General features: G+C 64.9%; 20 protein-coding genes. 18 read left to right on the top strand and 2 right to left on the bottom strand.

Going from position 1 to position 24,391, the window contains the following annotated elements:
- Positions 1-87 precede the first annotated feature (87 nt).
- The 5 genes from AWB81_RS21320 (at position 88) to AWB81_RS21300 (ending at position 7,896) form a co-directional block, all read left to right on the top strand.
- Positions 88-645: a fimbrial protein gene (locus AWB81_RS21320; protein ID WP_062638566.1), complete on the top strand. Its 558-nt coding sequence runs from the start codon at positions 88-90 to the stop codon at positions 643-645.
- A 78-nt stretch (positions 646-723) separates the two neighbouring features.
- The gene (locus tag AWB81_RS21315; protein WP_062638542.1) at positions 724-1,467 is read left to right on the top strand and encodes a fimbrial biogenesis chaperone; all 744 of its coding nucleotides are present in this window, start codon (positions 724-726) and stop codon (positions 1,465-1,467) included.
- Positions 1,468-1,876: 409 nt separating this feature from the next.
- The gene (locus tag AWB81_RS21310; RefSeq protein ID WP_062638541.1) at positions 1,877-4,267 is read left to right on the top strand and encodes a fimbria/pilus outer membrane usher protein; all 2,391 of its coding nucleotides are present in this window, start codon (positions 1,877-1,879) and stop codon (positions 4,265-4,267) included.
- A gap of 18 nt (positions 4,268-4,285) precedes the next feature.
- Positions 4,286-5,272: a fimbrial protein gene (locus tag AWB81_RS21305; RefSeq protein WP_062638540.1), complete on the top strand. Its 987-nt coding sequence runs from the start codon at positions 4,286-4,288 to the stop codon at positions 5,270-5,272.
- 197 nt (positions 5,273-5,469) lie between these two features.
- Positions 5,470-7,896, top strand: a complete 2,427-nt coding sequence (locus AWB81_RS21300; RefSeq protein WP_062638539.1) for a bifunctional acetate--CoA ligase family protein/GNAT family N-acetyltransferase — start codon at positions 5,470-5,472, stop codon at positions 7,894-7,896.
- A 50-nt stretch (positions 7,897-7,946) separates the two neighbouring features.
- Here AWB81_RS21300 and AWB81_RS21295 read toward each other — a convergent pair whose 3' ends face one another.
- Both AWB81_RS21295 and AWB81_RS21290 read right to left on the bottom strand, forming a co-directional pair.
- Positions 7,947-8,492, bottom strand: coding sequence for a hypothetical protein (locus AWB81_RS21295; RefSeq protein WP_062638538.1), 546 nt, complete (start codon positions 8,490-8,492; stop codon positions 7,947-7,949).
- 99 nt (positions 8,493-8,591) lie between these two features.
- Positions 8,592-9,392: an IclR family transcriptional regulator gene (locus AWB81_RS21290; protein WP_062638537.1), complete on the bottom strand. Its 801-nt coding sequence runs from the start codon at positions 9,390-9,392 to the stop codon at positions 8,592-8,594.
- A 260-nt stretch (positions 9,393-9,652) separates the two neighbouring features.
- Between AWB81_RS21290 and AWB81_RS21285 the strand changes: the two genes are divergently transcribed.
- The 13 genes from AWB81_RS21285 (at position 9,653) to AWB81_RS21225 (ending at position 24,358) form a co-directional block, all read left to right on the top strand.
- Positions 9,653-10,678 (top strand): sugar ABC transporter substrate-binding protein, encoded by a 1,026-nt coding sequence (locus AWB81_RS21285; RefSeq protein WP_062638536.1) that lies wholly within the window; start codon positions 9,653-9,655, stop codon positions 10,676-10,678.
- Positions 10,675-12,180: a sugar ABC transporter ATP-binding protein gene (locus AWB81_RS21280; protein ID WP_062638535.1), complete on the top strand. Its 1,506-nt coding sequence runs from the start codon at positions 10,675-10,677 to the stop codon at positions 12,178-12,180. Before AWB81_RS21285 ends, AWB81_RS21280 begins: the two co-directional genes overlap by 4 nt.
- Complete coding sequence (locus tag AWB81_RS21275) at positions 12,170-13,210, top strand: ABC transporter permease (protein ID WP_062638534.1); 1,041 nt, start codon at positions 12,170-12,172, stop codon at positions 13,208-13,210. Before AWB81_RS21280 ends, AWB81_RS21275 begins: the two co-directional genes overlap by 11 nt.
- Before the next feature lies 1 nt (position 13,211).
- The gene (locus tag AWB81_RS21270) at positions 13,212-13,532 is read left to right on the top strand and encodes a UxaA family hydrolase (protein WP_062638533.1); all 321 of its coding nucleotides are present in this window, start codon (positions 13,212-13,214) and stop codon (positions 13,530-13,532) included.
- 704 nt (positions 13,533-14,236) lie between these two features.
- The gene (locus tag AWB81_RS21260; RefSeq protein WP_062638532.1) at positions 14,237-14,662 is read left to right on the top strand and encodes a ribulose bisphosphate carboxylase small subunit; all 426 of its coding nucleotides are present in this window, start codon (positions 14,237-14,239) and stop codon (positions 14,660-14,662) included.
- 3 nt (positions 14,663-14,665) lie between these two features.
- The gene (gene cbbX, locus AWB81_RS21255) at positions 14,666-15,610 is read left to right on the top strand and encodes a CbbX protein (RefSeq protein ID WP_062638531.1); all 945 of its coding nucleotides are present in this window, start codon (positions 14,666-14,668) and stop codon (positions 15,608-15,610) included.
- 18 nt (positions 15,611-15,628) lie between these two features.
- Positions 15,629-16,708, top strand: coding sequence for a class 1 fructose-bisphosphatase (locus AWB81_RS21250; RefSeq protein ID WP_062638530.1), 1,080 nt, complete (start codon positions 15,629-15,631; stop codon positions 16,706-16,708).
- A 44-nt stretch (positions 16,709-16,752) separates the two neighbouring features.
- Positions 16,753-17,625 carry a phosphoribulokinase gene (locus AWB81_RS21245; RefSeq protein WP_062638529.1) on the top strand — a complete coding sequence of 291 codons (873 nt, stop codon included), beginning with the start codon at positions 16,753-16,755 and terminating at the stop codon, positions 17,623-17,625.
- A 35-nt stretch (positions 17,626-17,660) separates the two neighbouring features.
- Positions 17,661-19,724 (top strand): transketolase, encoded by a 2,064-nt coding sequence (tkt, locus tag AWB81_RS21240; RefSeq protein WP_062638528.1) that lies wholly within the window; start codon positions 17,661-17,663, stop codon positions 19,722-19,724.
- Entirely contained in the window at positions 19,724-20,761 is a 1,038-nt protein-coding gene (gene fba / locus AWB81_RS21235; RefSeq protein WP_062638527.1) for a class II fructose-bisphosphate aldolase, read from the top strand. The genes tkt and fba overlap by 1 nt, the downstream gene beginning before the upstream one ends.
- Before the next feature lie 607 nt (positions 20,762-21,368).
- On the top strand, positions 21,369-21,641 hold the full coding sequence (locus AWB81_RS48785; protein WP_374730503.1) for a hypothetical protein: 273 nt from the start codon (positions 21,369-21,371) through the stop codon (positions 21,639-21,641).
- Entirely contained in the window at positions 21,584-21,853 is a 270-nt protein-coding gene (locus tag AWB81_RS21230) for a hypothetical protein (protein WP_062638526.1), read from the top strand. The genes AWB81_RS48785 and AWB81_RS21230 overlap by 58 nt, the downstream gene beginning before the upstream one ends.
- Positions 21,854-21,871: 18 nt before the next feature.
- Positions 21,872-24,358: a YadA family autotransporter adhesin gene (locus AWB81_RS21225; protein ID WP_062638525.1), complete on the top strand. Its 2,487-nt coding sequence runs from the start codon at positions 21,872-21,874 to the stop codon at positions 24,356-24,358.
- Positions 24,359-24,391 lie beyond the last annotated feature (33 nt).

The following is a 24,391-nucleotide window of genomic DNA, read 5'->3' as shown; positions in this document are numbered from 1 at the left end:
TGCGCTGTGGCGCGAATAACAAAGGCTTTAGGTGCCGCCACTAACCTTCCTTACCTCGCTGTTCAATTTACTTGGAATTGCCATGAAATCCCTCATCTCGCTCTGTCCTGCTTTGCAGCGCTCGGCACCATCGCACTCGCATCGACCGTCGCGCAAGCTGCCGACGGCACGATCAGCTTCACCGGCCAGGTATCCGATACAACGTGCTCGATCGACGCGCAAGCCAGCGGCGCGGTGAACAAGGCTGTTACGTTGCCGACCGTTTCGAAGCGCACGCTCGGTGCAAACGGCGCGACCGCAGGCACGTCGGCTGCAACCGATCTGACGTTCGCCCTGACCGGTTGCACCGCCGGCACGAAGGCACTCGCGCACTTTGAGAATGGTCCGACCGTTGATCAGACGACGGGTTACCTCACTAACCAGTCGACGAATTCCCCTGCCACGAACGTTGAAGTGCGTCTGCTGAACGCCTCGCTTCAGCCGATCAACATCGTCACCAGCGCCAACAACGATTTCACGACCGATGGCGTGGCCATCACCAGCGGCTCCGGAAACATGAAGTACTTCGCCCAGTACTTCGCCACGGGCGCAGCGACCGCCGGTGAAGTCAAGACTTCGGTTCAGTACACGATGCAATACCAGTAAGCGGTACCGACGGGTATCCGCCACCGCGGATACCCGCTTTTTTTTGCCAATTTTAGAGACAGGTTTTCGCGGAGATACATGATGAAGTCGCTTACTCGAATTGCATGTGCCTTGGGCGTCGCTGCTGCACTGTTTGCAGGCAGCGCAGCAGCAAGCGTCACCGTAGGCGGCACCCGCGTGGTGTATCCCCTTGAGAATCGCGAAGTCACGGTGAAGCTCGACAACGACCGTGCCGAACCCTCCCTCGTCCAGGTCTGGATGGACTCGGGTGACGTGAACGCTAAGCCCGACGAAGCCAGCGCGCCCTTCGTGCTGACGCCACCAATCTTTCGGATGGACGGCCACAAGGCGCAGACTCTGCGCATCATGTACACGGGCGATTCGCTGCCTCAGGATCGCGAGTCGGTCTTCTGGCTGAACGTGCTCGACGTGCCGCCGAAAGCCAAGGCTACGGACGAGAACACACTCCAGTTCGCTTTCCGCACGCGCATCAAAGTATTTGCACGTCCTAAGGATCTTCCGGGCACGCCTGCCGATGCAGCACAGACGCTGACATGGAAAATCGTGCCATCTCCGGATAACCATGGGTATGCCGTGGCCGCGACGAACCCGAGTGCCTATCACGTGTCGTTCAATGAAATCGATGTGGTAAGCGGCGACCAGACTTTCAGAAACGAAGCGGGCGGCATGGTCGGACCGAAGGGAAGTGCAGTGTTTCCTGTCAAGAATCTTGCCGCCGTTCCTGCCGGCGCCAAAGTGAAATTCACCACGATCAGCGACTACGGCGGCGCAACGCCGCACGAAGCGCCCCTCGGCGAATAAGTCAACGCTGCCGCCGGTTCCGGCGGCGCACTCCAAAGCGCCGACGCTTCTCTCGGCGCACCCAGCTGCGCGCTTACACCGCGGGCCGCACCAGGCGGCCCGCTGGGGCGACTCGCGCCTGATTTTGTCCGAATCATCGCAGGCTTGACCATGAAATCCCCCGCATCCCGCAACTTGAATCAGGACGACGTCGTTCTTCATCTCAAGCCGCTGGCCGCCATCGCGCTGGTAATGATGACGTGCGCAGCATTGCCCGAGGCGACTGCCGCCAATGTGAATGCAGACACGACCACGTCAGTTGCCACGGACGAAGTGCAGTTCGACGATACGTTTATTCGCACGCAAGCCGGTCAGGCAGTCGATGTCAGTCGTTTCACGCGCGGCAACGCAGTGACGCCGGGGGACGTACATGGTCGAACTTGTCGTCAACGGTGCGCGGGTGTCGAGGGAAGAAATCCGCTTCGCGTCGGACGCCGACAGCGCAAGCGCTCGCCCATGCCTGAGCCGCACGCTGCTGCAACGCATCGGCGTCGATCTGGGCAAAGCCGATGCGGCGGCCGGCCACGCGGTCGCAGCCGAAACGGAAGCGTGCGGCAACATCGGTAGCGTCGTTCCGGGAGCCAGCGTCGATTTCGACTTTGAGGAACAACGCCTCGACGTGAGCGTGCCGCAAGCCTACATGCGCAACTCGGCGCGCGGCTACGTGTCGCCGGACCTGTGGGACCAGGGCGTCAACGCGGGATTCCTCAGCTACAACGCCAATACGTTTCGCACCGGCGGCTCCGGATTCGACTCGACGCAGAGCTACCTCGGCCTCAACGCCGGAGTCAACCTCGGCCCGTGGCACTTCCGGCATCAGTCGTCGGTGACTTCGGCGGCTGGACGTTCGACCCAGTTGGACAACATCGCCACCTACGTGCAGCGCGACGTCGAAAGGCTGCGTGCGCAGGTGACGCTCGGCGACGCGTACACGACAGGCGAAATCTTCGACAGCGTCTCCTTCCGTGGCGCGCAGATCGCCACCGACGATCGCATGCTGCCCGAATCGCTGCGCGGCTACGCGCCGGTCGTGCGCGGCACGGCGGAATCGAATGCGCGCGTCACCATTCGTCAGAACGGCCAGGTTCTGCTCGAAACCAACGTCTCGCCAGGGCCGTTCGAAATCAGCGACCTCTATTCGACCGGCTACGGCGGCGATCTCGTAGTCACCGTGACGGAAGCCGACGGACGCATGAAGACATTTACCGTGCCGTTCGCGTCGGTGGCGCAACTGCTGCGCCCGGGCGTCACGCGCTTCAGCGCGACGGCGGGCGAGCTGCGCAACGAAAGGCTCGGCGACAAACCGGTCTTCGGCCAGTTCACGCTCCAGCGCGGCTTGACCAACACGGTCACCGCGTACGGCGGCGCCGTCGCTTCGACGGGCTACGGCGCGGTCAACCTCGGCGCCGCGCTGAACACGCGCGTCGGTGCGTTTTCGATGGACGTGACCGGATCGCAAACCGACGTTCCCGATCATCCGTCGATGCACGGCGCGAGCCTGCGCATCGGCTACAGCAAATCCTTCGCGCCGACCGAAACGAACGTCGCGGTCGCCGCGTACCGATTTTCATCCGAGGGCTTCCTTAACCTGAACGACGCAGCCGCAGTGCGCGATATCGCGAACCGCGCCGGTGACATCGATGCGCTCTTTCGCCAGCGCAATCGCGTGCAAGTCACGGTGAACCAGCGGCTCGGCGAGCACGGCACGGTATATCTGACGGGTTCCTCGCAGAACTACTGGAACCGCAGCGGCACCGACACGCTGTATCAGGCCGGTTACACGAACGGCTTCAAGTACGGCACCTACAGCGTGACGGCCGGGCGCACCCGCACGATGGACGGGCGTCTGTCGAACGAGTTCATGCTCAGCACGACCTTGCCGCTCGGCAGCTCGTCGCGCGCGCCGACGCTCACGACCAACATCACGCACAACTCCGACGGCGGCACGAACACGCAGGCGAACATCGGCGGCTCACTCGGGGAGTTCAACCAGTTCTCCTACAACGGCTACGGCAACTACAACGCGGGCGGCGCGGCCAGTTCGGGCACCGCCGGCGTGAGCAGCACGTACCGCGCGCCTTATGCGACGTTCAACGCGTCCGCGAGCGGCGGCAGCGGCGTGAACCAGTTGTCGGCGGGAGTGGCGGGCACCGTCGTGGCGCACCCGGGCGGCGTGACGTTCTCGCAGACGGTCGGCGATACGTTCGGCATCGTGCAGGCGCCAGCAGCCAGGGGCGCGAACGTGCTGAGCTCGCCGGGCACGAAAATCGATTCGCATGGCTACGCGGTGATTCCATACCTGACGCCGTACAGCATGAACGTCGTGGACCTCGACCCGAAGGACACATCGACGGATGTCGAATTCAAGTCGACGTCCGCGCAGGTCGCACCGCGCGCGGGGTCGGTCGTAATGCTGAGGTACAACACGGTGACCGGGCGCGCGGCCCTGATCCGCGCGCCGAAGCTGGGCGGCGGTGCGCTGCCGTTCGGCGCGAGCGTGGAGGACCAGCAGGGCCGCTCGATCGGCGTGGTCGGCCAGGACAGCCGGATCTTCGCGCGCGGACTCGAGGACAGCGGAGTGCTGAACGTGAAGTGGGGCGAGGGCGCGCAGGAGATGTGTCACATCAACTACACGCTGCCGAAGCAGATCGAAGGGGTGACGGGGTATCTGTCGGTCGAGTCGAAGTGCGTCGCGGGCGCTTTGCTGGAGGCGAAGACCGGCACTGACGCGAACGCGCTTGCAGCCACCAAAACCAACTGATGCTAAAGGAGGCAGGGAATGGACAAGTTTGATCGATTGAATGTCGCACGCTTATTGGTGCAGGCCTTGGTGGTGTTTTCGGTGCTTTTCGGCTGGTCTTGCGCAGCGCGCGCGGACTGCCCGGTCGCGGGCGGGATGCCGTTCTTCGCTTCCGGCTCGATTGCCGTGCCGGTGAACCTGCCGGTGGGGGCGGTCATTCCCGGAACGATAAAGTCGTTCAGGCTGACCGGGCAATGCGCGTCGGGGGCGTTGTACAACAAGGATATAGTCGCTTGCCCGACGTATTCAGCGGTCGCGGGTTTCTCCGGCGTATATTACTCGGGCGCGTCGGGGATAGGTATGCGGATCCGCAACAGTGCGGGCGTCCCGCTTGACAATAGTGACGGGTGCCAGACTCTATCGTCGCTGGGCAAGACTGACGGAACGGGCAAATTCGACGTCTCGGGAACATTCGAACTGGTAAAGACGGGAGACGTGACAGGTGGGACGTTAGGCCCCACCGGCGGCAGCGGGTATTACAACACCGGCGTGCTGAACACGGGAGTTGTTTTGAACAACGGTTACAGTTACATCTACTTCAACTCCGGCACTGTCGTGAAAGCGGTCACATGCTCAGTAACGGCCGCGACCGCCAATCAAACGGTCCCGATACCCAAGGCCATTAGCTCGACGCTTGCTGCAACCGGTGCCGTATCCAGCAAGACGCCGTTTTCGATCGCCCTGACGTGCCAATCCGGCGTCAAGGTCAACGTGACGTTCAGCGACGCGGCCGGGGCATCGGGCGTTAGCTCGGTGGTGAAGTCGACGGGAACGGCAACGGGTATCGGCATTCAATTGCTCGACGCCACGAGTGCCCCCATCGTGCTCGATCAGGCGCTCACAGTCGTCGACAGCACTACCGGCAACATGAGCATTCCATTTTTCGCGCAGTACTACCGGTTGAGCACTGGCACGGCGACGGGCACGGTACAGGCGGCCGCCACGTACACGATGAGCTATCAGTAACGCTGCGCATGGCGCCCGTCAGCGGTCATCCGCTTTCCTTCCTCGATGGCGATTGCGAGTCCCCTCGCGTCGCCAGTCTGCTCAGCGCTCGCACCCCTTGCTCCCGCCAACGCAATAGGCTCCGACGCAACCTCCGACCGAAATCGCCTATCCTAGGCGAACCGAACACGCCCGTGATCAGACGCCCCGGAGCGACCATGACCGTTCGAAATCTCGATGTCCTGTTTCGCCCGAAGTCGATTGCCGTCGTGGGGGCATCGTCGCGTCCGCGCAGCTTCGGCGCGATGGTGTGGTCGCGATTGTCGCAAAGCGGTTTCGGCGGGCCGGTCTGGCCGGTGAATCCGAAACACGAGCGGCTGGGCGAACACCCCGTTTTCTTCGACGTCCGCGACCTGCCCGAAGCGCCGAGCGTCGCCGTGCTGTGCACGCCGCCGCACACGTGGCCGCAGATCGTCGAGCGGCTCGGCGAACGCGGCACCAAAGCCGTCGTCATTGTCGGTGCGGCGGGCGGACGGCGGCACGCTGAGTCGTCCGCGGGCTGGCGTTCCCGCGACCGCGACGACTGGACCGCCCGCACGCTCGCCGCCGCGCGCCCGTTCCTGTTGCGCGTGGTCGGTCCGGCGAGCGTCGGCGTGATGACGCCGTCGCTCGGCGTGTGCCTCGGCGCGCCCGCCTGCGCGGTCAAGCCGGGCGGCGTCGCGTGGGTGTCGGGGTCGAATGCGTTGACGAACGGCGTCCTCGGCTGGGCGGACGCCCGCGGGCTGGGCTTTTCGCGCGTTATCGCACTCGGCGACGAAGCCGATGTCGACGCGGGCGACATCCTCGATTTCCTCGCGAGCGACCCGGCGACGCGCGCCGTGCTGCTCGCCATCGAATCGGTGCGGGCCGCGCGCAAGTTCATGTCGGCGGCCCGGGCGGCCGCGCGCAACAAGCCCGTTCTGGTACTGCGAACCTGCCAGGACGACCCGTTCGACGCCCTCTACGGCGCCGCGTTTCGCCGCGCGGGTCTGGTGCGGGTCGGCTCGCTCGACGACCTGCTCGACGAAATCGAAACGCTGGGCGTCGGCCGGGTCGCGGCGGCCGATGTGGCGACCGTCATCACGAGCGATCCCGGCGTCGGGGCGCTGGCCGCGGACGCATTCGATGCCGCCGGCGCGAGCCTCGCTCACTGGCCGGTGCCGGCGCGCGATGCGCTCGCGGCCGCGTTGCCGCACGCGCAGGCGGGCAACCCGCTCCTGCTCGGCGACGCCGCCGCGCCCGCCGATTTCGGCGTCGCGCTCGAAGCACTGGCGGCGCATCGCGAGACGGGCACGGCGTTCGTCGTCCACGCGCCGACCCATAGCGCGCCCGTCGCCGACGTGGCGCGCACGCTGATCGCCGCGCGGCAGCACGCGTACCGTGGCCTGCTCGCGTGCTTCTTCGGCTGCGTCGACGCGGCGACGCGCGACGAACTGCACGCAAACGGCATCCCGGTACATACGACGCCGCATCGCCTCGCACGCGGCTTCGCGCGTCTCGTCGACTACCGGCTGGGCCGCGAGTTGTTGATGCAGACGCCGGAGGGGTTGCCGGCCGTCGTCCCGGAAGACATCGAGGCGGCCCAGAACGAGGCGTGCGCCGCGCTCAAGAGCGGTATCGCGGAACTGGAGGGCGAGCGCGCGGCGCGGCTCCTCGCGCGCTACAGCATCGTGGTGAAGCCCGGGCCGCCGGGGCCGCGCAGTCCCGAGGCGGTCGAAGTCGAAGTGCGCCTGCTCAACCACCGCGTGTTCGGTCCGACCTTCGAGTTTCGCGCGGAGGGCGCGCTCGGCCTGCCCGATGCGCTGCATGAATTCGCGCTGCCGCCGCTCAATCCGGTGCTCGCACGCGATCTCGTGCTGCGTTCGCCGCGTGCGCGGGAACTGCCCGCGGAGACCTTGCTCGCGGCGCTGACATCGCTCTCGCAACTCGTCTGCGATGTCGAGCAGATCGTCGCATTGCGTCTTACGATGCACGTCACGCGCGAGTCGGTCGCCGTGCACGAGCCGCATCTGACGCTCGGCGCGCATCGCAAGCCGCTCGCGATCGTGCCGTATCCGCGCTGCCTCGAAGAGACGCTCGACTGGCGCGGCCTCAACCTGACCGTGCGGCCGATCCGCCCGGAAGACGAGGCGGCGCACCGCGCGTTCGTCGCGGCGAATACGGCCGAGGACCTGCGCCTGCGCTTTTTCGGCGCGGTGCGCAGCTTCGACCACACGCAGCTTGCGCGCATGACGCAGATCGACTACGACCGCGAGATGGCGCTGATCGCGTGCCGGCCGGATTCGACCGGCGCGACGGAGACGCTCGGCGTCGTCCGTGCGATCGCCGATCCGGATAACGAAACGGCCGAATTCGCGGTCGCGGCGCGTTCGGACATGAAAGGGCACGGGCTCGGCTCGCTGCTCTTGTCGCGGATCATCGACTATTCGCGCAGTCGCGGCACGCGCTGGCTCGTCGGCGAGGCGCTGCGCGAAAACACGCCGATGATTGAACTCGCGCGCCGCGCCGGATTCCAGGTCTCGGCGACGGAGGACCCGGGCGTCGTCGGATTCCGGATGCGTCTGTGCGACGCGAAAACCGATGTCGCGCGCGACGCGGCGCCGTAAACGAAAAATCGCCGCCCGAGGGCGGCGATTTTCTTCGCGGGCGGAAATGATCAAGCCGCGAGCTTCGCCAGCGCCTCGTCGATCTGGGCGCGCGAGAGCGTCAGTTCGTCGAGCCACGCCTCGGCGTAGGTGCTGCCGGTTTCGCGTTCGAGCCGCGCGATGGTCGCGGCGCAGCGCGTCGCGTCCTTCGGCGTTGCGATGAAGCCCTTCACCGACGCGCCCGACGTGAACGCCTCGTAGAGCGGCACGCGGATGTCGTCGGGCAGCGCGCGCGACGTCCACTGATACGGCTTGCCGTTGTGGGTGAGCTGCGGCGGGAGCGCGCGTTCCTTCTTCGCGGCCGGAATCAGCCCGTAAGTGCGCGCCGCGTCGCCGATCTGCTCGGGCGAGAAGAGCTCGTCCGGGCTGATGTCGAACTGCTGGATGAAGGTTTCGATCGACTGCATCGCGGCCGCACGGTCGTCGCGCTTTTTCTGCGCGCGCGCGACGATATCGCGCAGTTCGTCGGCTTCTTCGGGTGTGATCGTGAAGTTCGCCTGCTTTTGCTGGAGCTCGGTGAAGCGCTGGAATTCGGGGTCGGACAGGAGTTTCGCCATTGAGATTGCTTACGTCGGAGAATCGGGAAGCGGAGGACCGCCGGAACAGCCGCCCGCTTTTTTGAGAGGGCCGCCATTCTAACGCGTCAGCGACGCGCTTCAATCCGATTCCTGTCCCGGCGCGTCGCCAGCCATCGACAAACCCGCCGCCACGTCTTTCAGCATCGCGGTCACGTCCTCGATCGACGGCGCGACGTATTCGTCGATCCGCCTCAGGTACGGGCAGGTCAGCGCCGCGATCGCCTGACCGGACGGCCCGAGCAGCGGAAACGTAATGTCCGTCACACCTACCGTCTGCAGGCTGTCCTTGCGCGAGTAACCGTCCGCCTGAATCTGCGCGTAGGCCGCTTCCAGCACGTCCCGGTCGAGTACGTGTTCGCCCTTCACCCGCGTGTGTTCGGCCAGCATGTGCTCGCGCTGCTCCGCGCTCTGGAACGCGAGCATCACCCGCCCGGAACCCGTGTCGATCAAGCCGACGCGTGAGCCGAGCCGTACCGAAATACCCCACGTCCCCGGCCCGTCGACCTGCGCGATCACGAGCAGGTTGCCGCGGTCGTACACGGCGAGATGCACCGACTGCTCGGCGGTATCGGCGAAACGCTGCATCACGGGCAGCGCCTCGGAGATCAGGCGGTTCATCGGCGGATGACGGTGCGCGAGCGCGTACAGCTTCAGGCTCAGCGAAAAGCGGTCGCCGGCGGGCGAGCGCACGACGTATTGCCGCGCGACGAGCCGCTCCAGCATCCGGTACATCTCGCTCGCGTTGCGCCCGAGGAGCTTGGTGATTTCGGCGCGCGTCAGCCCGTCCTTCTGTTCCGAAAGCAGTTCGAGGATGTCGAGCCCCTTGTCCAGCGCGGGTGCGCGGTAGCGGTCGGCGTCATTGGTGTCGTCCACGTCCATTCTGGGTCGATTCATTTCGTGTTTGAGCCGCGCCGAGTGTAAGCCGTCCGCCGCGCGGCGGGCAGTCGCCGCGCGCTAGGGAAACTACCGACCGATGCTGCAGCGCACTTTCCTTGACTTCGGTCTGTCCATATATGAATAATACGTTCACTGGTGAATGAACGCATCGAGGCAAACCCGAAGTAATAACGGCTGACGTGACAAGGCCGACGCTGGACCCAGTCCATAGCAATCAAACGAGCACATCAGGAGACACGCACATGACGTTCATCAAGGGGCTGCCCACGGCCCGTCGTTTCGTTGCCGCGATCGTCGCGGCGAGCGCTGGCATGGCGGGCGCGGCGCATGCCGCCGACGCCGGCAAGGTCGGCCTCGGCCTGCCGCTGCTGACTTCGCCGTTCTGGCAGTCGTACAACAACTACCTGCCGGTCTACGCCAAGCAGATGGGTCTCGACATCCTCGCGCCCGTCAATTCGAACGGCGACCCTGCGCAGCAGATCACCGACATGAACAACCTGCTGAATCTCGGCGCGAAGGGCATCGTCGTCGGGCCGCTGGATTCGGCCGCGATCAGCCGCGCGCTGGAGGCGTCGTCGGCGAAAAGCGTGCCGGTGGTTGCCGTGGACGTTGCGCCGACGCAGGGCAAGGTCGCGATGGTCGTGCGCGCCGACAACCGCGCGTACGGCTCGAAAGCGTGCGACTACATCGGCGAGCACGTGAAGTCGGGCAAGGTCGTGCAGATCATGGGCGATCTCGCTTCGGTGAACGGCCGCGACCGCTCCGAGGCGTTCCGCGCGTGCCTGAAGAAATATCCGGGTCTGTCGCTGCTCGAAATTCCGGCGGCATGGAAGGGCGATGTCGCCGCGACCGCGCTCGACAGCCTGCTGACCGCGAACCCGGACGTGAAGGCGATCTACATGCAGGCGGGCGGCGTCTATCTCTCGCCGACGCTGCAGACGCTGCGCCGCAAGCAGATGCTCTTCAAGGCAGGCGATCCGAAGCACGTCGTGATCGTGAGCAACGACGGCATTCCGCAGGAATTCGACGCGATCCGCCGCGGTGAGATCGACGCGACGATTTCGCAGCCCGCCGACCTGTACGCAAAGTACGGCCTTTTCTATATCAAGGCGGCACTGGCGGGGCAGACCTTCCAGCCCGGCCCGACCGATCACGGCAGCACGATCGTGCAGCGCGCGCCCGGCATCCTCGAAGACCAGTTGCCCGCGCCGCTCGTGACGAAGGCGAACGTCGACGACAAGTCGCTCTGGGGAAATACCATCAAATGAACGTTCCAGTGGTGGAGGGGCGCAATCTGACGAAGCGCTTCGGCTCGACGGCTGCGCTGAACGACGTGAGCCTGCGCGTGCTGCCCGGCGAGTCGCACGCGCTCGTCGGACGCAACGGCGCGGGCAAGTCGACGCTGGTCTCGATGCTGACCGGCCTGCGCAAGCCCGACACCGGCGAGGTGCGCTTCAACGACGAGGCCGCTCCGCCGATCGCCGACCGCGACGCGTGGCGCGAGCGCGTCGCGTGCGTCTACCAGCACTCGACGATCATTCGCGAGCTTTCCGTCGCCGAGAACCTGTTCATCAACCGCCAGCCGGTCAAGGGCAGCGTGATCGACTGGCGGACGATGCGCCGCGACGCCCGCGCGCTCCTCGACCACTGGAAGATCGACGTGCGCGAGGACGCCCGCGCCGGCGATCTGACGGTGGAGGCGCGGCAACTCGTCGAGATCGCTCGGGCGCTGTCGTACGGCGCGCGCTTCATCATCCTCGACGAACCGACCGCGCAACTCGACGGCGATGAAATCAAGCGCCTGTTCCGGCGCATCGAGGAATTGCAGCGCGAAGGCGTTACGTTCCTGTTCATCTCGCACCATCTGCAGGAGGTGTACGAGATTTGCCAGGCGGTGACGGTGCTGCGCGACGCGCGGCATATCGTGAGCGCGCCGGTGTCCGCGCTGCCGCGCGAGAAGCTGATCGAGGCGATGACGGGCGAGCAGGGCGGTCTCGCCGTCGCGGATGCCGCCGCGCGTCCCGCATTGCCCGCCGACACGCCCGTCGCGCTTCACGTCGATGCGCTCTGCGGCGAGGACTACGAAAGCGTGTCGTTCAGCGTGAAGCGCGGCGAAGTGGTCGGGCTGACCGGCGCGACGTCGAGCGGCCGGACGAACGTCGCGGAGGCGATTGCGGGACTGAACGCCCAGCGCGCGGGCGCGATCCGCGTCGACGGCCGCGCGCTGCCGCCGGGCGACGTGCCCGCCGCGCTCGACGCGGGCGTCGGCTGTGTGCCGAAGGACCGGCATCGCGAGGGACTCGTGCTGTCGCAATCGGTGGCGGAAAACGCGTCGATGACAATTGCGCGCACGCTCGGGCGCTTCGGTGTCGCGTCGCCGGCGAAGAAGAACGCGTTCGGGCGCCGCATGATCGACGCGCTCGGCATCAAGACGCAGGGCCCGGAGCACGCGGTGTCGGGCCTGTCGGGCGGCAACCAGCAGAAAGTGGTGATGGCGCGCGCGCTCGCAACCGACCCGGACGTGCTCGTGCTGATCGACCCAACGGCGGGCGTCGACGTGAAATCCAAGGAAGCGCTGCTTGGCGTCGTCGATCGCGTGCGCGACGAAGGCAAGGCGGTGCTGGTGGTGTCGGGCGAACTGGACGATCTGCGTACGTGCGACCGCGTCCTCGTAATGTTTCGCGGCGCGGTTGCCGCCGAGTTTCCTGCCGGCTGGCAGGACCATGAACTGATTGCATCGGTCGAAGGAGTGAGTCTCCATGAAGAATAACGTCCCGAGTCCCGCGATGGCCGGCAGCGCGCCGGGCGCAGGCGTCGGCGTGCGAGAGCCGCGTTCGCGCATCGAACTCGCGCGGTTTCGCGACCTCGCGCTACTGCCCGCGCTCGCGTTGCTGCTCGCGATCGGCGCGTTCGTCAGCCCGAGCTTTCTCACCAAGGCGAATCTGATCAGCATTCTCGGCGCGTCGGCGGCGCTTGCGCTCGTCGTGCTGGCCGAATCGCTGATCGTGCTGACGGGCAAGTTCGATTTGTCGCTCGAATCCACGGTCGGCATCGCGCCTGCCGTGGGCGCGATGCTCGTGATGCCGGCGGCATCCGCGGGATTCGGGCTCGAATGGCCCGCGGCGGCCGGGTTGCTCGCGATCGTGGTGGTCGGCGCGGCGGTGGGCTTCGTCAACGGCTTTCTCGTCGTGCGGCTGCGGCTGAACGCGTTCATCGTGACGCTCGCGATGCTGATCGTGCTGCGCGGGATGCTCGTCGGCGCGACCAAGGGCGGCACGCTCTTCGACATGCCGCCGTCCTTTTTCACGCTCGCGACGACGCTCGTTGCCGGCCTGCCGGTGTCCGTGTGGCTCGCGGCAGTGGCGTTCGCGGTGGCGGCGTTCATGCTGCGCTATCACCGGCTGGGGCGAGCGCTGTATGCGATCGGCGGCAATCCGGAGGCGGCGCGCGCGGCGGGTATTCGTGTCGAGCGCATCACGTGGGGCGTGTTCGTTCTGGGCAGCGTGCTGGCGTCGGTCGGCGGGCTGATCGTGACGGGCTATGTCGGCGCGATCAATGCGAACCAGGGCAACGGAATGATCTTCACGGTGTTCGCGGCGGCGGTGATCGGCGGCATCTCGCTCGATGGCGGCAAGGGCACGATGCTTGGGGCGTTGTCCGGCGTGCTGCTGCTGGGTGTCGTGCAGAATTTGCTCACGCTGGCGCAGGTTCCGTCGTTCTGGATTCAGGCGATTTACGGCGCGATCATCCTGGGCTCGCTGATGGTGGCGCGGCTCGCGGGCGGCGAGGGGCAGAACTGAGATGACGTCGACGAACGAAACCGACCCGCGGCTGATTCTGCTGAGTTCCGAGGACAACTGCCTCATCGCGGGCGCGGGTCTCGCTACGGGCGAGACTGTACTGATCGATGGCGAAGGCGTCGTGCTTGCACAGGCTGTCGAACTCGCACACAAAATCGCGCGGCGCGCGCTGGTGGTCGATCAGAAAGTGCTGCGGTATGGAGCAGTCATCGGGCATGTCACGCACGACGTCGCTAAAGGGGAGTATTTGCATACTCACAATCTCGCTAGCGATTATTTGCCCACCTATACGCATGATGTCGGGAATACGTTTGTTCGGTAGGGGCTTTGGTGTGTTTTGGCCGCTTCCGTGGAACTTGCTTTCTTAGTGGTCTATTAGCTCTGCCCCTGTCCGGGGCGGGACTTACTTTCTTTGCTGCTGCAAAGAAAGTAAGCAAAGAAAGCAGCTTTTTTAGGCAGCAGTCACCGCACGTCAACGCACTAGCAATACCGAGTGGCGCAGCGCCTAAGTGTCGCCCTCAAAAGACCGAGGGGCTTGGTGCGCGGCACGCACTGTGTCATCGCGCAGTGAACGAGTTGGCACAGCAGTCATTCATCCGTTTTCGCTTCGCTGGACGAGAGGTGCTTTCGTCGTGCGGTTTAGGTTCGAGGTCGAGGTCGTAGTCCCCCGGTTTTCGGTTGTGCCCCTCGTCCGAGCGAAGCGCGGACGGACCGGAACGTAGCGCATACCGCTCTGTTGAAGTTTTAGAGGTGTCAGTGCGTGCCGCGCACCAAGCCGGGTGGATGTTTGAGGGCGACACTTAGGCGATGGGCCAGTCAGTATTGCCAGTGCGTTGCCGGTTTGTGACTGCTGCCAGAAAAGCTGCTTTCTTTGCTTACTTTCTTTGCAGCAGCAAAGAAAGTAAGTCCCGCCCCGGACAGGGGCAGAGCTAATAGACCGATGAGAAAACAAGTTCCATAGAAGCCCAGAAACATCAAACGGTGTTGAACAAACAAACCCCAAAACCGACCGCAAGGAGGTCCCCCGTGCATATCACCCAAGGCACCTTTTCTTTCCTGCCGGACCTGACGAACGAAGAAATCGGCAAACAGATCGACTATGCCCTGAGCCAGGGCTGGGCCTGCTCGGTCGAGTTCACCGACGATCCGCATCCGCGCAACACGTACTGGGAAATGTGGGGCTTGCCCATGTTCGACCTCCACGATGCCGCCGGCGTACTGCAGGAAGTCAACGCCTGCCGCACGACCCATCCGCAGCACTACATCAAGGTCAACGCATTCGATTCGGTGCGCGGCTTCGAGACCATGCGTCTCTCGTTCATCGTCAACCGCCCCGCCGTCGAACCGGGATTCAGGCTCGAACGCCAGGAAGGCCGCGGCCGCGTGCAGCACTACGCGATGCGAACCTACGCCACCGACCGCCCCGCCGGCGAACGCTACTCGGAGCGATGAACGATGTCCGCCGAAGCCATCCTCGACAGGTCGGAAGAGACCGCCGCAACAGCGCCGCACGTCGATCTCGTCGCACTGTTCCGCGACTCAGGCATCGGCGACGTGCTCGCGGAGCTCGATCGCGATCTCGTCGGCCTCGTGCCCGTGAAGACGCGCATCCGCGAGATTGCCGCCCATCTGCTCGTGGAGCGCGCGCGCGACACGCTCGGCCTCGCGAGCGGCGCGCCCACGCTGCACATGTGCTTCTCAGGCAACCCCGGCACCGGAAAGACGACCGTCGCGCTGCGCATGGCCGAAGTGCTGCACCGGCTCGGCTATATCCGGCGCAATCATCTCGTCTCGGTGACGCGCGACGATCTCGTCGGCCAGTACATTGGCCACACCGCGCCGAAAACGCGCGACGTGCTCAAGCGCGCGATGGGCGGCGTGCTTTTCATCGATGAAGCGTACTACCTGTATCGCCCGGAGAACGAGCGCGACTACGGACAGGAAGCCATCGAGATCCTGCTCCAGACGATGGAGAACCAGCGTGAGGATCTCGTCGTGATCCTCGCCGGCTACGAAGACCGCATGGACACGTTCTTCAGGAGCAATCCTGGCTTTCGCTCGCGCATCGCGCATCACATCACGTTTCCCGATTACGACGCCGCCGAGTTGCTGAAGATCGCCGAACGCATGCTCGACGCCATGCACTACCGGCTCGACGACAGCTCGCGCACCGCGTTCGAAGACTATCTCGCGCATCGCATCGCGCTGCCCAACTTCGCGAACGCGCGCTCGGTGCGCAATGCGCTCGACCGCGCGCGGCTGCGTCAGGCGAACCGCCTCTTCGCGGATGCGCTGCAAGGCGGCAAGCCGACCGGCAGCGAGGCATTGACACTCATCGCCGCAAGCGACATCCGCGCAAGCCGCGTGTTCGATACGCCGCCGCCCGACCCGATTCGATAGACCTCCAAGGAGAGTGCCATGCAGGACGGACGAACGACCCTTTCGAAATTCCTCATCGACACGCTCGACCGCAAGCCCGGTCCGCAGAGCCAGAGCGGCTTGTCGGCGCTCCTGATCGACGTCGCCGCGTCGATCAAGACCATCTCGGCCGCGCTCACGAAAGGAGCGCTCGGCGGCAACTACGGATCGGCGCAAAGCGTCAACACGCACGGCGAGGAGCAGAAGGTACTCGACCTCGCGACCAACGACATCTTCCTTCAGCACTGCGAGTGGGACGGCCTGCTCGCGGGCATGGTGTCCGAGGAAATGGAGGGCGTCTATGACATTCCGGAAGCCTATCCGCGCGGCGACTATCTGCTCGCATTCGATCCGCTCGACGGGTCGTCGAATATCGACATCAACGGCGTCGTCGGTTCGATTTTCTCGGTGCTGCGCGTGAATGGCGAGTCCGGTGAGGCAGGTTTCCTGCGCCCCGGCCGCGAACAGGTGGCGGCGGGTTACGCGATCTACGGCCCCTCGACGATGCTCGTCCTTTCCGTCGGCAACGGCACGCATGGGTTCACGCTGGAGCGCGATGTCGGCAACTTCGTGCTTACGCATTCCGATATCCGCATCCCCGAAGACTCGTGCGAGTTCGCGATCAACGCATCGAACGAACGCTTCTGGGAGCCACCCGTGCGCCGCTACGTGCAGGAATGCAAGGACGGCAGGAGCGGCTGCCGCGAGCGCGACTTCAACATGCGCTGGATCGCGTCGATGGTGGCCGAAGTGCATCGCATCCTGATGCGCGGCGGCGTGTTCATGTATCCGCGCGACTTCAAGACCCCCGCGATGCAGGGACGCCTGCGCCTGCTCTATGAAGCGAGCCCGATGAGCTTTCTCGTCGAGCAGGCGGGCGGCATGTCGATCACCGGGCGCGAACGCATTCTTGATGTGAAGCCGCGTGCGCTGCATGAACGCGTGCCGGTGATTCTCGGATCGAAGAACGAAGTGGCGCGCATCGGCCGCTACCACGGCGAATACGACCGCGGCGAGGACAAGCCTTATACGTCGCCGCTCTTCAACGAGCGGTCGCTGTTTCTGCCCGATCCGGTGTGAGACTGCATACGCGCAGATGAACCATTAAATAGGGAGACAAGCGCATGTCAGTCAAGCATCCGATCATCGCGGTGACCGGCTCCAGCGGCGCCGGCACGACCACGGTCATGAAAAGCTTCACGCACATCTTCAGGCGCGAGCGCATCAACGCGCAAATCGTCGAAGGCGATGCGTTCCATCGTTACGACCGCCTTGGCATGCGCGAGGCGATGAAGCAGAGCGAGCGCGACGGCCTCATCAACTTCAGCCACTTCGGGCCGGAGGCGAACCTGCTCGAAGAACTGGAGCAACTGTTCGCGAGCTACGGCGAGAGCGGAACCGGCAAGTTGCGGCGCTATATCCACGACGACGCCGAAGCCGCGCATTTCAAACAGGACGCAGGCACCTTCACGTCGTGGGAAGACATCGCGCAGGGCACAGACCTCATGTTCTATGAAGGCCTGCACGGCGCGGCCGTCACCGAGAAGGTCGATGTCGCGCGTCACGCCGACTTGCTCGTGGGCGTGGTGCCGATCATCAATCTCGAATGGATCCAGAAGCTGCATCGCGATCAGACGATGCGCGGCTATTCGCACGAAGCGGTCGTCGATACGATCCTGCGCCGCATGCCCGACTACGTGAACTACATCTGTCCGCAGTTCTCGCGCACGCATGTGAACTTCCAGCGCGTGCCCACCGTGGATACCTCGAATCCGTTCACCGCACGCGAGATTCCGCAGCCGGACGAGAGCTTCGTCGTGATCCGCTTCACGCGGCCGAAGGGCATCGACTTCCCGTATCTCCTCACCATGCTGCACGACTCGTTCATGTCGCGGCCGAACGTGATCGTCGTGCCGGGCGGCAAGATGGGACTCGCGATGCAGCTCATCTTCACACCGATGATCCTGCAGTTGCGCGACCGCTGCGCGCGCGCCTGAACCGATTTCTTCGACTCGTAGACAAGGAGGCATCCATGAATGCCGTGGCTGAAACACTCGACAGGCCAGAGACGCGCGCTGATACGCGATCGATGGCGAACGCGCTGCGCATGCTCGCCGTCGATGCGGTCCAGCAGGCGAACTCCGGGCATCCCGGCATGCCGATGGGCATGGCCGAGATCGCGGTCGCGCTGTGGGACCGGCATCTGAAACACAATCCGCAGAACCCTGACTGGGCCGATCGCGACCGTTTCGTGTTGTCGAACGGGCATGGGTCGATGCTGCTCTACGGCCTGTTGCATCTGACGGGCTATGACCTCTCCATCGACGAACTGAAGCGCTTTCGCCAGTTGCACAGCAAGACGCCGGGGCATCCTGAAGTGGGCGTGACGCCTGGCGTCGAGACGACCACAGGGCCGCTCGGACAGGGCTTCGCGAATGCGGTCGGCATGGCGCTCGCCGAGGCGCTCTTCGCACGCGAGTTCAACCGGCCGGGCCATGAGATCGTCGATCACCGGACCTATGCGTTCGTCGGCGATGGCTGCCTGATGGAGGGCATCTCGCACGAAGCGGCGTCGCTTGCGGGCACGCTCGGGCTCGGCAAGCTCGCCGTGCTCTACGATGACAACGGCATCTCGATCGACGGCCACGTCGCGCAATGGTTCGCCGACGACACGCCCGCGCGCTTCGCGGCATACGGATGGAACGTACTGCGCGACGTCGACGGTCACGATGCCGACGCCATCGATCGCGCGTTACGTGAGGCGCGCACATCTCGGAAACCGACGCTCATCTGCTGCAAGACCGTGATCGGCAAGGGTGCGCCGTCGATGGCGGGAACCCACGATGTGCATGGCGCGCCGCTCGGCGCAAAGGAGGCCGCAGCGACACGCGAGGCGCTGGACTGGCCGCATGCGCCGTTCGACATACCTTCATCGATACGGCATTCGTGGGACGCGCGCGAGAAAGGCGCAGCAGCCGAAGCCGACTGGACACAGCGCTTCGATACGTACCGTGCGCACTATCCCGAGGAAGCCGCCGAGTTCGAACGGCGCGCGCGCGGCGCGTTGCCGGCCCACTGGCGCGAAGCCGCGCTCGCGCTGGTCGGCGACGCAAACCGTGAGGCGCAGTCCATCGCGACACGCAAGGCATCGCAGAACACGATCGAAGGACTCGCGCGCGCGTTGCCCGAACTGCTCGGCGGGTCGGCGGATCTGACGGGCTCGAACCTCACGCGCTGGAAGGATGCGGTCTCCGTCAAGCCCGACGAAGCAGGCCCGCGCGGCAACTATATCCACTTCGGCGTGCGCGAGTTCGGCATGAGCGCGGTGCTCAACGGCGTCGCGCTGCATCGCGGTTACCTGCCGTTCGGCGGCACGTTCCTCACCTTCTCCGACTATTCGCGCAACGCGCTGCGCATGGCGGCGTTGATGAAGACGCGTACCGTCTTTGTCTTCACGCACGATTCGATCGGCCTCGGCGAAGACGGTCCGACGCATCAGTCCATCGAGCATGCCGCTACGCTCCGGCTGATTCCCGGCCTCGATGTCTGGCGTCCGTGCGACACGGTCGAGACGGCGCAAGCGTGGGTCAGCGCAGTGGATCGCGACCGGCCGTCGTGCCTGCTGCTGAGCCGTCAGAACCTGCCGTTCGTCGCGCGCAGCGATCAGCAGGTCGATGCGATCGAACGCGGCGGCTATGTGCTGCGCGACTGGCCGGACGCGTCGGGTCCGATCGACAGGTGCGTCGTGCTGATCGCGACCGGTTCCGAAGTGGCGCTCGCGCTCGGCGCCATCGAGCCGCTGCGCGAAGCGGGCATCCTCGCGCGCGTCGTCTCGATGCCGTCGACCAACGTCTTCGACCGGCAGGCGCTCGCATGGCGGGAACGGGTGCTGCCGCCGGGGGTGCCACGCGTTGCGGTGGAGGCAGGCGTCAGTGCGTTCTGGCGGCAATACGTGGGGCTGGAAGGGGGTGTCGTCGGCATCGATACCTTCGGCGAGTCCGCGCCCGCCTCCGCGCTCTTCGAGCACTTCGGGCTGACCATCGGCGCTGTCGTGGAGGAAGTGCAGCGTGTCGTAACGTCTTCAAGGAGCCTGTGATGGCCTTCATCGCCCTGCGTCAACTGCTGGATCATGCGGCCGAGCACGGCTACGGCGTGCCCGCGTTCAACGTCAACAACATGGAGCAGGTGCAGGCCATCATGCAGGCCGCGGAAGCCACGAAGAGCCCGGTCATCCTGCAGGCGTCGGCGGGCGCGCGCAAGTACGCGGGCGAGCCGTATCTGCGGCATCTCGTGCTCGCGGCCATCGAAGCGCATCCGGACTTGCCCGTCGTGCTGCATCAGGATCATGGCGCGAGTCCTTCGGTGTGCCAGCAGGCGATCCGCTCGGGCTTCACCTCGGTGATGATGGACGGGTCGCTCATGCCCGACCAGAAGACGCCCGCCGCGTACGACTACAACGTCGAGGTGAGCCGCCGCGTCGTGGAGGCGGCGCATTCGGTGGGCGTGTCGGTGGAGGGCGAGCTGGGTTGTCTCGGGTCGCTCGAAACGGGTACGGCGGGTGAGGAGGACGGCGTCGGCGCGGAAGGCAAGCTCTCCCGCGACGAACTCCTGACCGATCCCGAACAGGCGCAGGCGTTCGTGGAGGCAACCGGGGTCGATGCGCTCGCGATCGCGATTGGCACTTCGCACGGCGCGTACAAGTTCAGCCGTCAGCCGACCGGCGACATTCTCGCGATCGACCGCATCGTCGCGATACACGAGCGCATTCCGAACACGCATCTCGTGATGCATGGATCGTCGTCGGTGCCGCAGGAATGGCTCGCGACGATCCGCGAATTCGGCGGCGAGCTTTCGGAGACATACGGCGTGCCGGTCGAGGAGATTCAACGCGGCATCAGGCACGGCGTGCGCAAGGTGAACATCGATACCGACATCCGGCTCGCAATGAATGGCGCGATGCGGCGGGCGCTGGCGTCGGCGCGCTCGGAGTTCGATCCGCGACACGCGCTGAAGGCGGCGACCGCGGCGGCGCGCGATTTGTGCAAGGAGCGGTTCGAGGCGTTCGGCTGCGCGGGGCAGGCTGAGCGCATCAAGCCGATGCCGCTGGAAGCGATGGCGCGGAGGTATCAGTGAGCGGCACGTGACGGTACTGAACGAACGCGGCCCGCGTCGGACGAGCGGGCTGCGGGGCGCGCTCATGCTGGGGGCCGATTCGCGCCGCCATTTTCTTGCTCCGACCGTGCACCGGCGGACTAACCGATCTTTTGCATCGACTGAACTCGGCCGCACGCGGATATTCGCCGCAACGGCATCTTTCTCGTTTCTACTTCCTCGAACAGAAGCGCTAGCACAGATCCCGATCGCTACGACACAAAGAAAATAGATCGGTAAATTTCTGGTCCGCAATAGCGCTTAGGCCTGTTCCTAGAAATTCTTGTCCCAAGTTCTGTTTGAGAAGCTTCCTGTGTGGCGCATCGCCGGCGTGCGTTGAAATGCGCGTGCTATCGAAAAAGGCACGGCATCCCAATCATCTGTGCGTCGGGCAGTGAGCTACTCGCTGTCCATCGAAGCTTTTCTCAACTCTGACGAACTCGCGTGACCCAGCGAGGCGCGCCATCAAGGCGCTGCCCGTTTTTGCGTAACGCGTGCCGCTTCGTCAAGCGCCAACATCATTGGAATGAACAAGATTCACAAAACCGTTTAGAATCAGGCGACGCGCACGTGGGCCGTCGCTTCGGAACTGGCGAAGGGCAGGACGAAGGGAAGCGGGCGCAAGGCGTTGTCGAAGGGTGTGTTGGCGACGACGATCCTGGCGACGGCGGCCGGGATGGGCTCACTGATGATGCCGCAAGGCGCATCGGCCACCACCTCGGCGTACTTCAACGACGGTATAGACCTTGCGTGTCTCGCGCTCAATGATCCGGGCGGCGCGGCGACGGTATCGGGAACGGCCTCATGCGCCTCCGCGCTGGGCGCTGGCACGGCTTCGGCTGCAGGTCTTGGAGCGGCCTGAATTTCATCTCGAATGCAAACGGTGCGCTTATAAACGGCGGACTCGAGGTGTTCGGGACGGGGGTGGCTGCGGGAAGTCCGGCGGCGTACATCCACGGCGGCTTGAGCCTCTTCAGCGGACCGGGGACGACGGGCGCGGCGAACAAGATTGTGGGCGTGGCACCTGGAGCGCTCACAGCGGGCAGCACCGAAGCGGTGACCGGCGATCAGTAGAACACGACCAACACGAACGTGACGGCAAACACGACGGCGATCGCGGGTCTGGACACGCGTGTGACGACCAACACGATCGACATCGCAGCTGCTCAGTCGCAACTGAACGCACTGGATACTGCAGCCGTGAAGTACGACAGCGCATCGAAGGACACGATCACGCTGGCCGGTACGGCGGGCACAACGCTGACCAACCTGAAGGCGGGTTCGATCGCGGCGGCCAGCACGGACGCGGTAACGGGCGATCAACTGAACACGACCAACACGAACGTCACGGCGAACACTACGGCGATAGCGGGTCTGGACACGCGTGTGACGACCAACACGACCGACATCGCAACTGCTCAGTCGCAGTTGAACGCATTGGATGCCGCAGCCGTGAAGTACGACGGCGCGTCGAAGGACACGATCACGCTGGCCGGTACGAGCGGCACGATCATCTCGAACGTGAAAGCAGGTGTAGCAGACACCGATGCGGCCAACGTGGGTCAGTTGAAAGCGGCCGGATTGGTGGACGCAAGCGGTAATACGGTGTCGAGTGTGACGTATGACACGAGCGCGAAGGACACGATCACGCTGGCCGGTACGGCAGGCACAACGTTGACGAACCTGAAGGCCGGTTCGATCGCCGCGGGCAGCACCGATGCAGTCACCGGCGATCAACTGAACGCGACTAACGCGAACGTATCGGCGAACACGACGGCGATCGCAGGTCTGGACACGCGCGTGACGACCAACACGACGGACATCGCAACCGCGCAGTCGCAACTGACCGCACTCGACACCGCCGCCGTGAAGTACGCCAGCGCATCGAAGGACACGATCACACTGGCAGGCACGAGCGGCACGATCATCTCGAACGTGAAAGCGGGCGTGGCAGACACCGATGCGGCCAACGTCGGCCAGTTGAAGGCTTCGGGTCTGGTCGATGCAAACGGCAACGCCTTGTCCGGCGTGACTTACGATGCAAGCTCGAACCGCTCGACGGTAACCTTCGGTGGCGCAAATGGCACGCAGCTCAAGAACGTTGCCGCCGCAACCGACGACACGGACGCAGTGAACCTCGCCCAGTTGAAAGCCGCGGGCGTTGTCGATGCGAACGGCAATGCACTCGATGCGCTCACGTACGACGCCGGCTCCAGCAAAGACGTCATCACGCTGAAAGGCACGAACGGTACGCTCATCACGAACGTGAAGGCGGGTCGCCTCGCAGCCGACAGCACCGATGCAGTCAACGGAGCCCAGCTGTTCGCGCTCGCAGGCAACACGAGCGACGCCTACGTTGCGGACAACGGCGGCGGCGTGACGTACTCGCGGACCAACGACAACGGCCTTTCTCCCGACGATGCGCATGCTCAAGGCGTCGGATCGACGGCTATCGGTTACTCCGCGACGGCTTCAGCGAACGACGCCCTGGCACTCGGTCGCAATGCGCAGGCAACCTTTGCAAACAGCGTTGCGCTGGGAGCAGGTTCGGCGACGACTGTCGGCGCACAGGTGAACTACGCTGCATTCGGCCTCTCAGCGCCGCAATCGTCGGCGGGTGAGGTGAACGTCGGCAATCGCCAGATCACCGGCGTCGCCGCTGGCTCCGCCGATCAGGACGCGGTGAACGTCGCGCAGTTGAAAAGCGTCTCCTCGAAGGTTGACGGCCTGAGCGCCGCGGTTGCTCAAAGCGACAACAACTCGATCAAGTACGACGACGCCTCGCAGGCCAAGGTCACGCTCGGCGGCACCGACTCGACGCGCACGCCGGTGACGATCGCCAATGTCGCCAACGGCACGATCTCGGCCGACAGCACGGAAGCCGTCAACGGTTCGCAGTTGTACAGCCTGCAAAGCCAGATCGAGAGCAGCGTCGCGAACGCGGCGCAGACTGGGAGTGTTGTAGCGGCGGCCGGCGCCACGGCCGGTGAAGCGGCACAGGCATCCGGCACCCATGCGGTAGCTGTGGGCGCGAACACGTCGGCGTCGGGCGAAAACAGCGCGGCGCTCGGTGCGAACGCGACGGCCAGTGCGAACAACAGCACGGCTATCGGCACGGGCGCAACGGCGAGCCACGAGAACGCGGTCGCGATCGGTGCGAATTCGACCACGGACCGCGACAATTCGGTCTCGGTCGGTTCGGTTGGCAGCGAACGTCAGATCACGAACGTCGCTGCAGGCACGCAGGCCAACGACGCGGTCAACCTCTCGCAGATGCAGGGCGCGGTGGCGGGTGGTGTCGCGACGGCGAACGCCTACACGGATGCCCGCTTTAATGAGGCGAAGCGTGACAGCTACGCGGGAACTGCAGCGGCAATACCGATCGCCGGCTTGCCGCAGGCGACGCTGCCGGGTCGCGGCATGATGGCGGTCGCGGGCAGCACGTACCACGGGCAATTCGCGATGGCGATGGGCGTCTCGGCGCTGTCGGAGAGCGGCCGGATCGCCGTCAAGGTAACCGGTTCTACCAATGGTCACGGCGACTACAGCGTGACGGCTGGCGCAGGCCTCCACTGGTAATCGCCCGGCGATTGTGGCGCGGAGCGCAAGCTT

Origin of the sequence: Caballeronia arationis (assembly GCF_001544975.2) — a bacterium.
Taxonomy (GTDB): domain Bacteria; phylum Pseudomonadota; class Gammaproteobacteria; order Burkholderiales; family Burkholderiaceae; genus Caballeronia; species Caballeronia arationis.
Note: the sequence above shows the minus strand (reverse complement) of the source record. Positions and strands in the feature narration are given on the sequence as shown.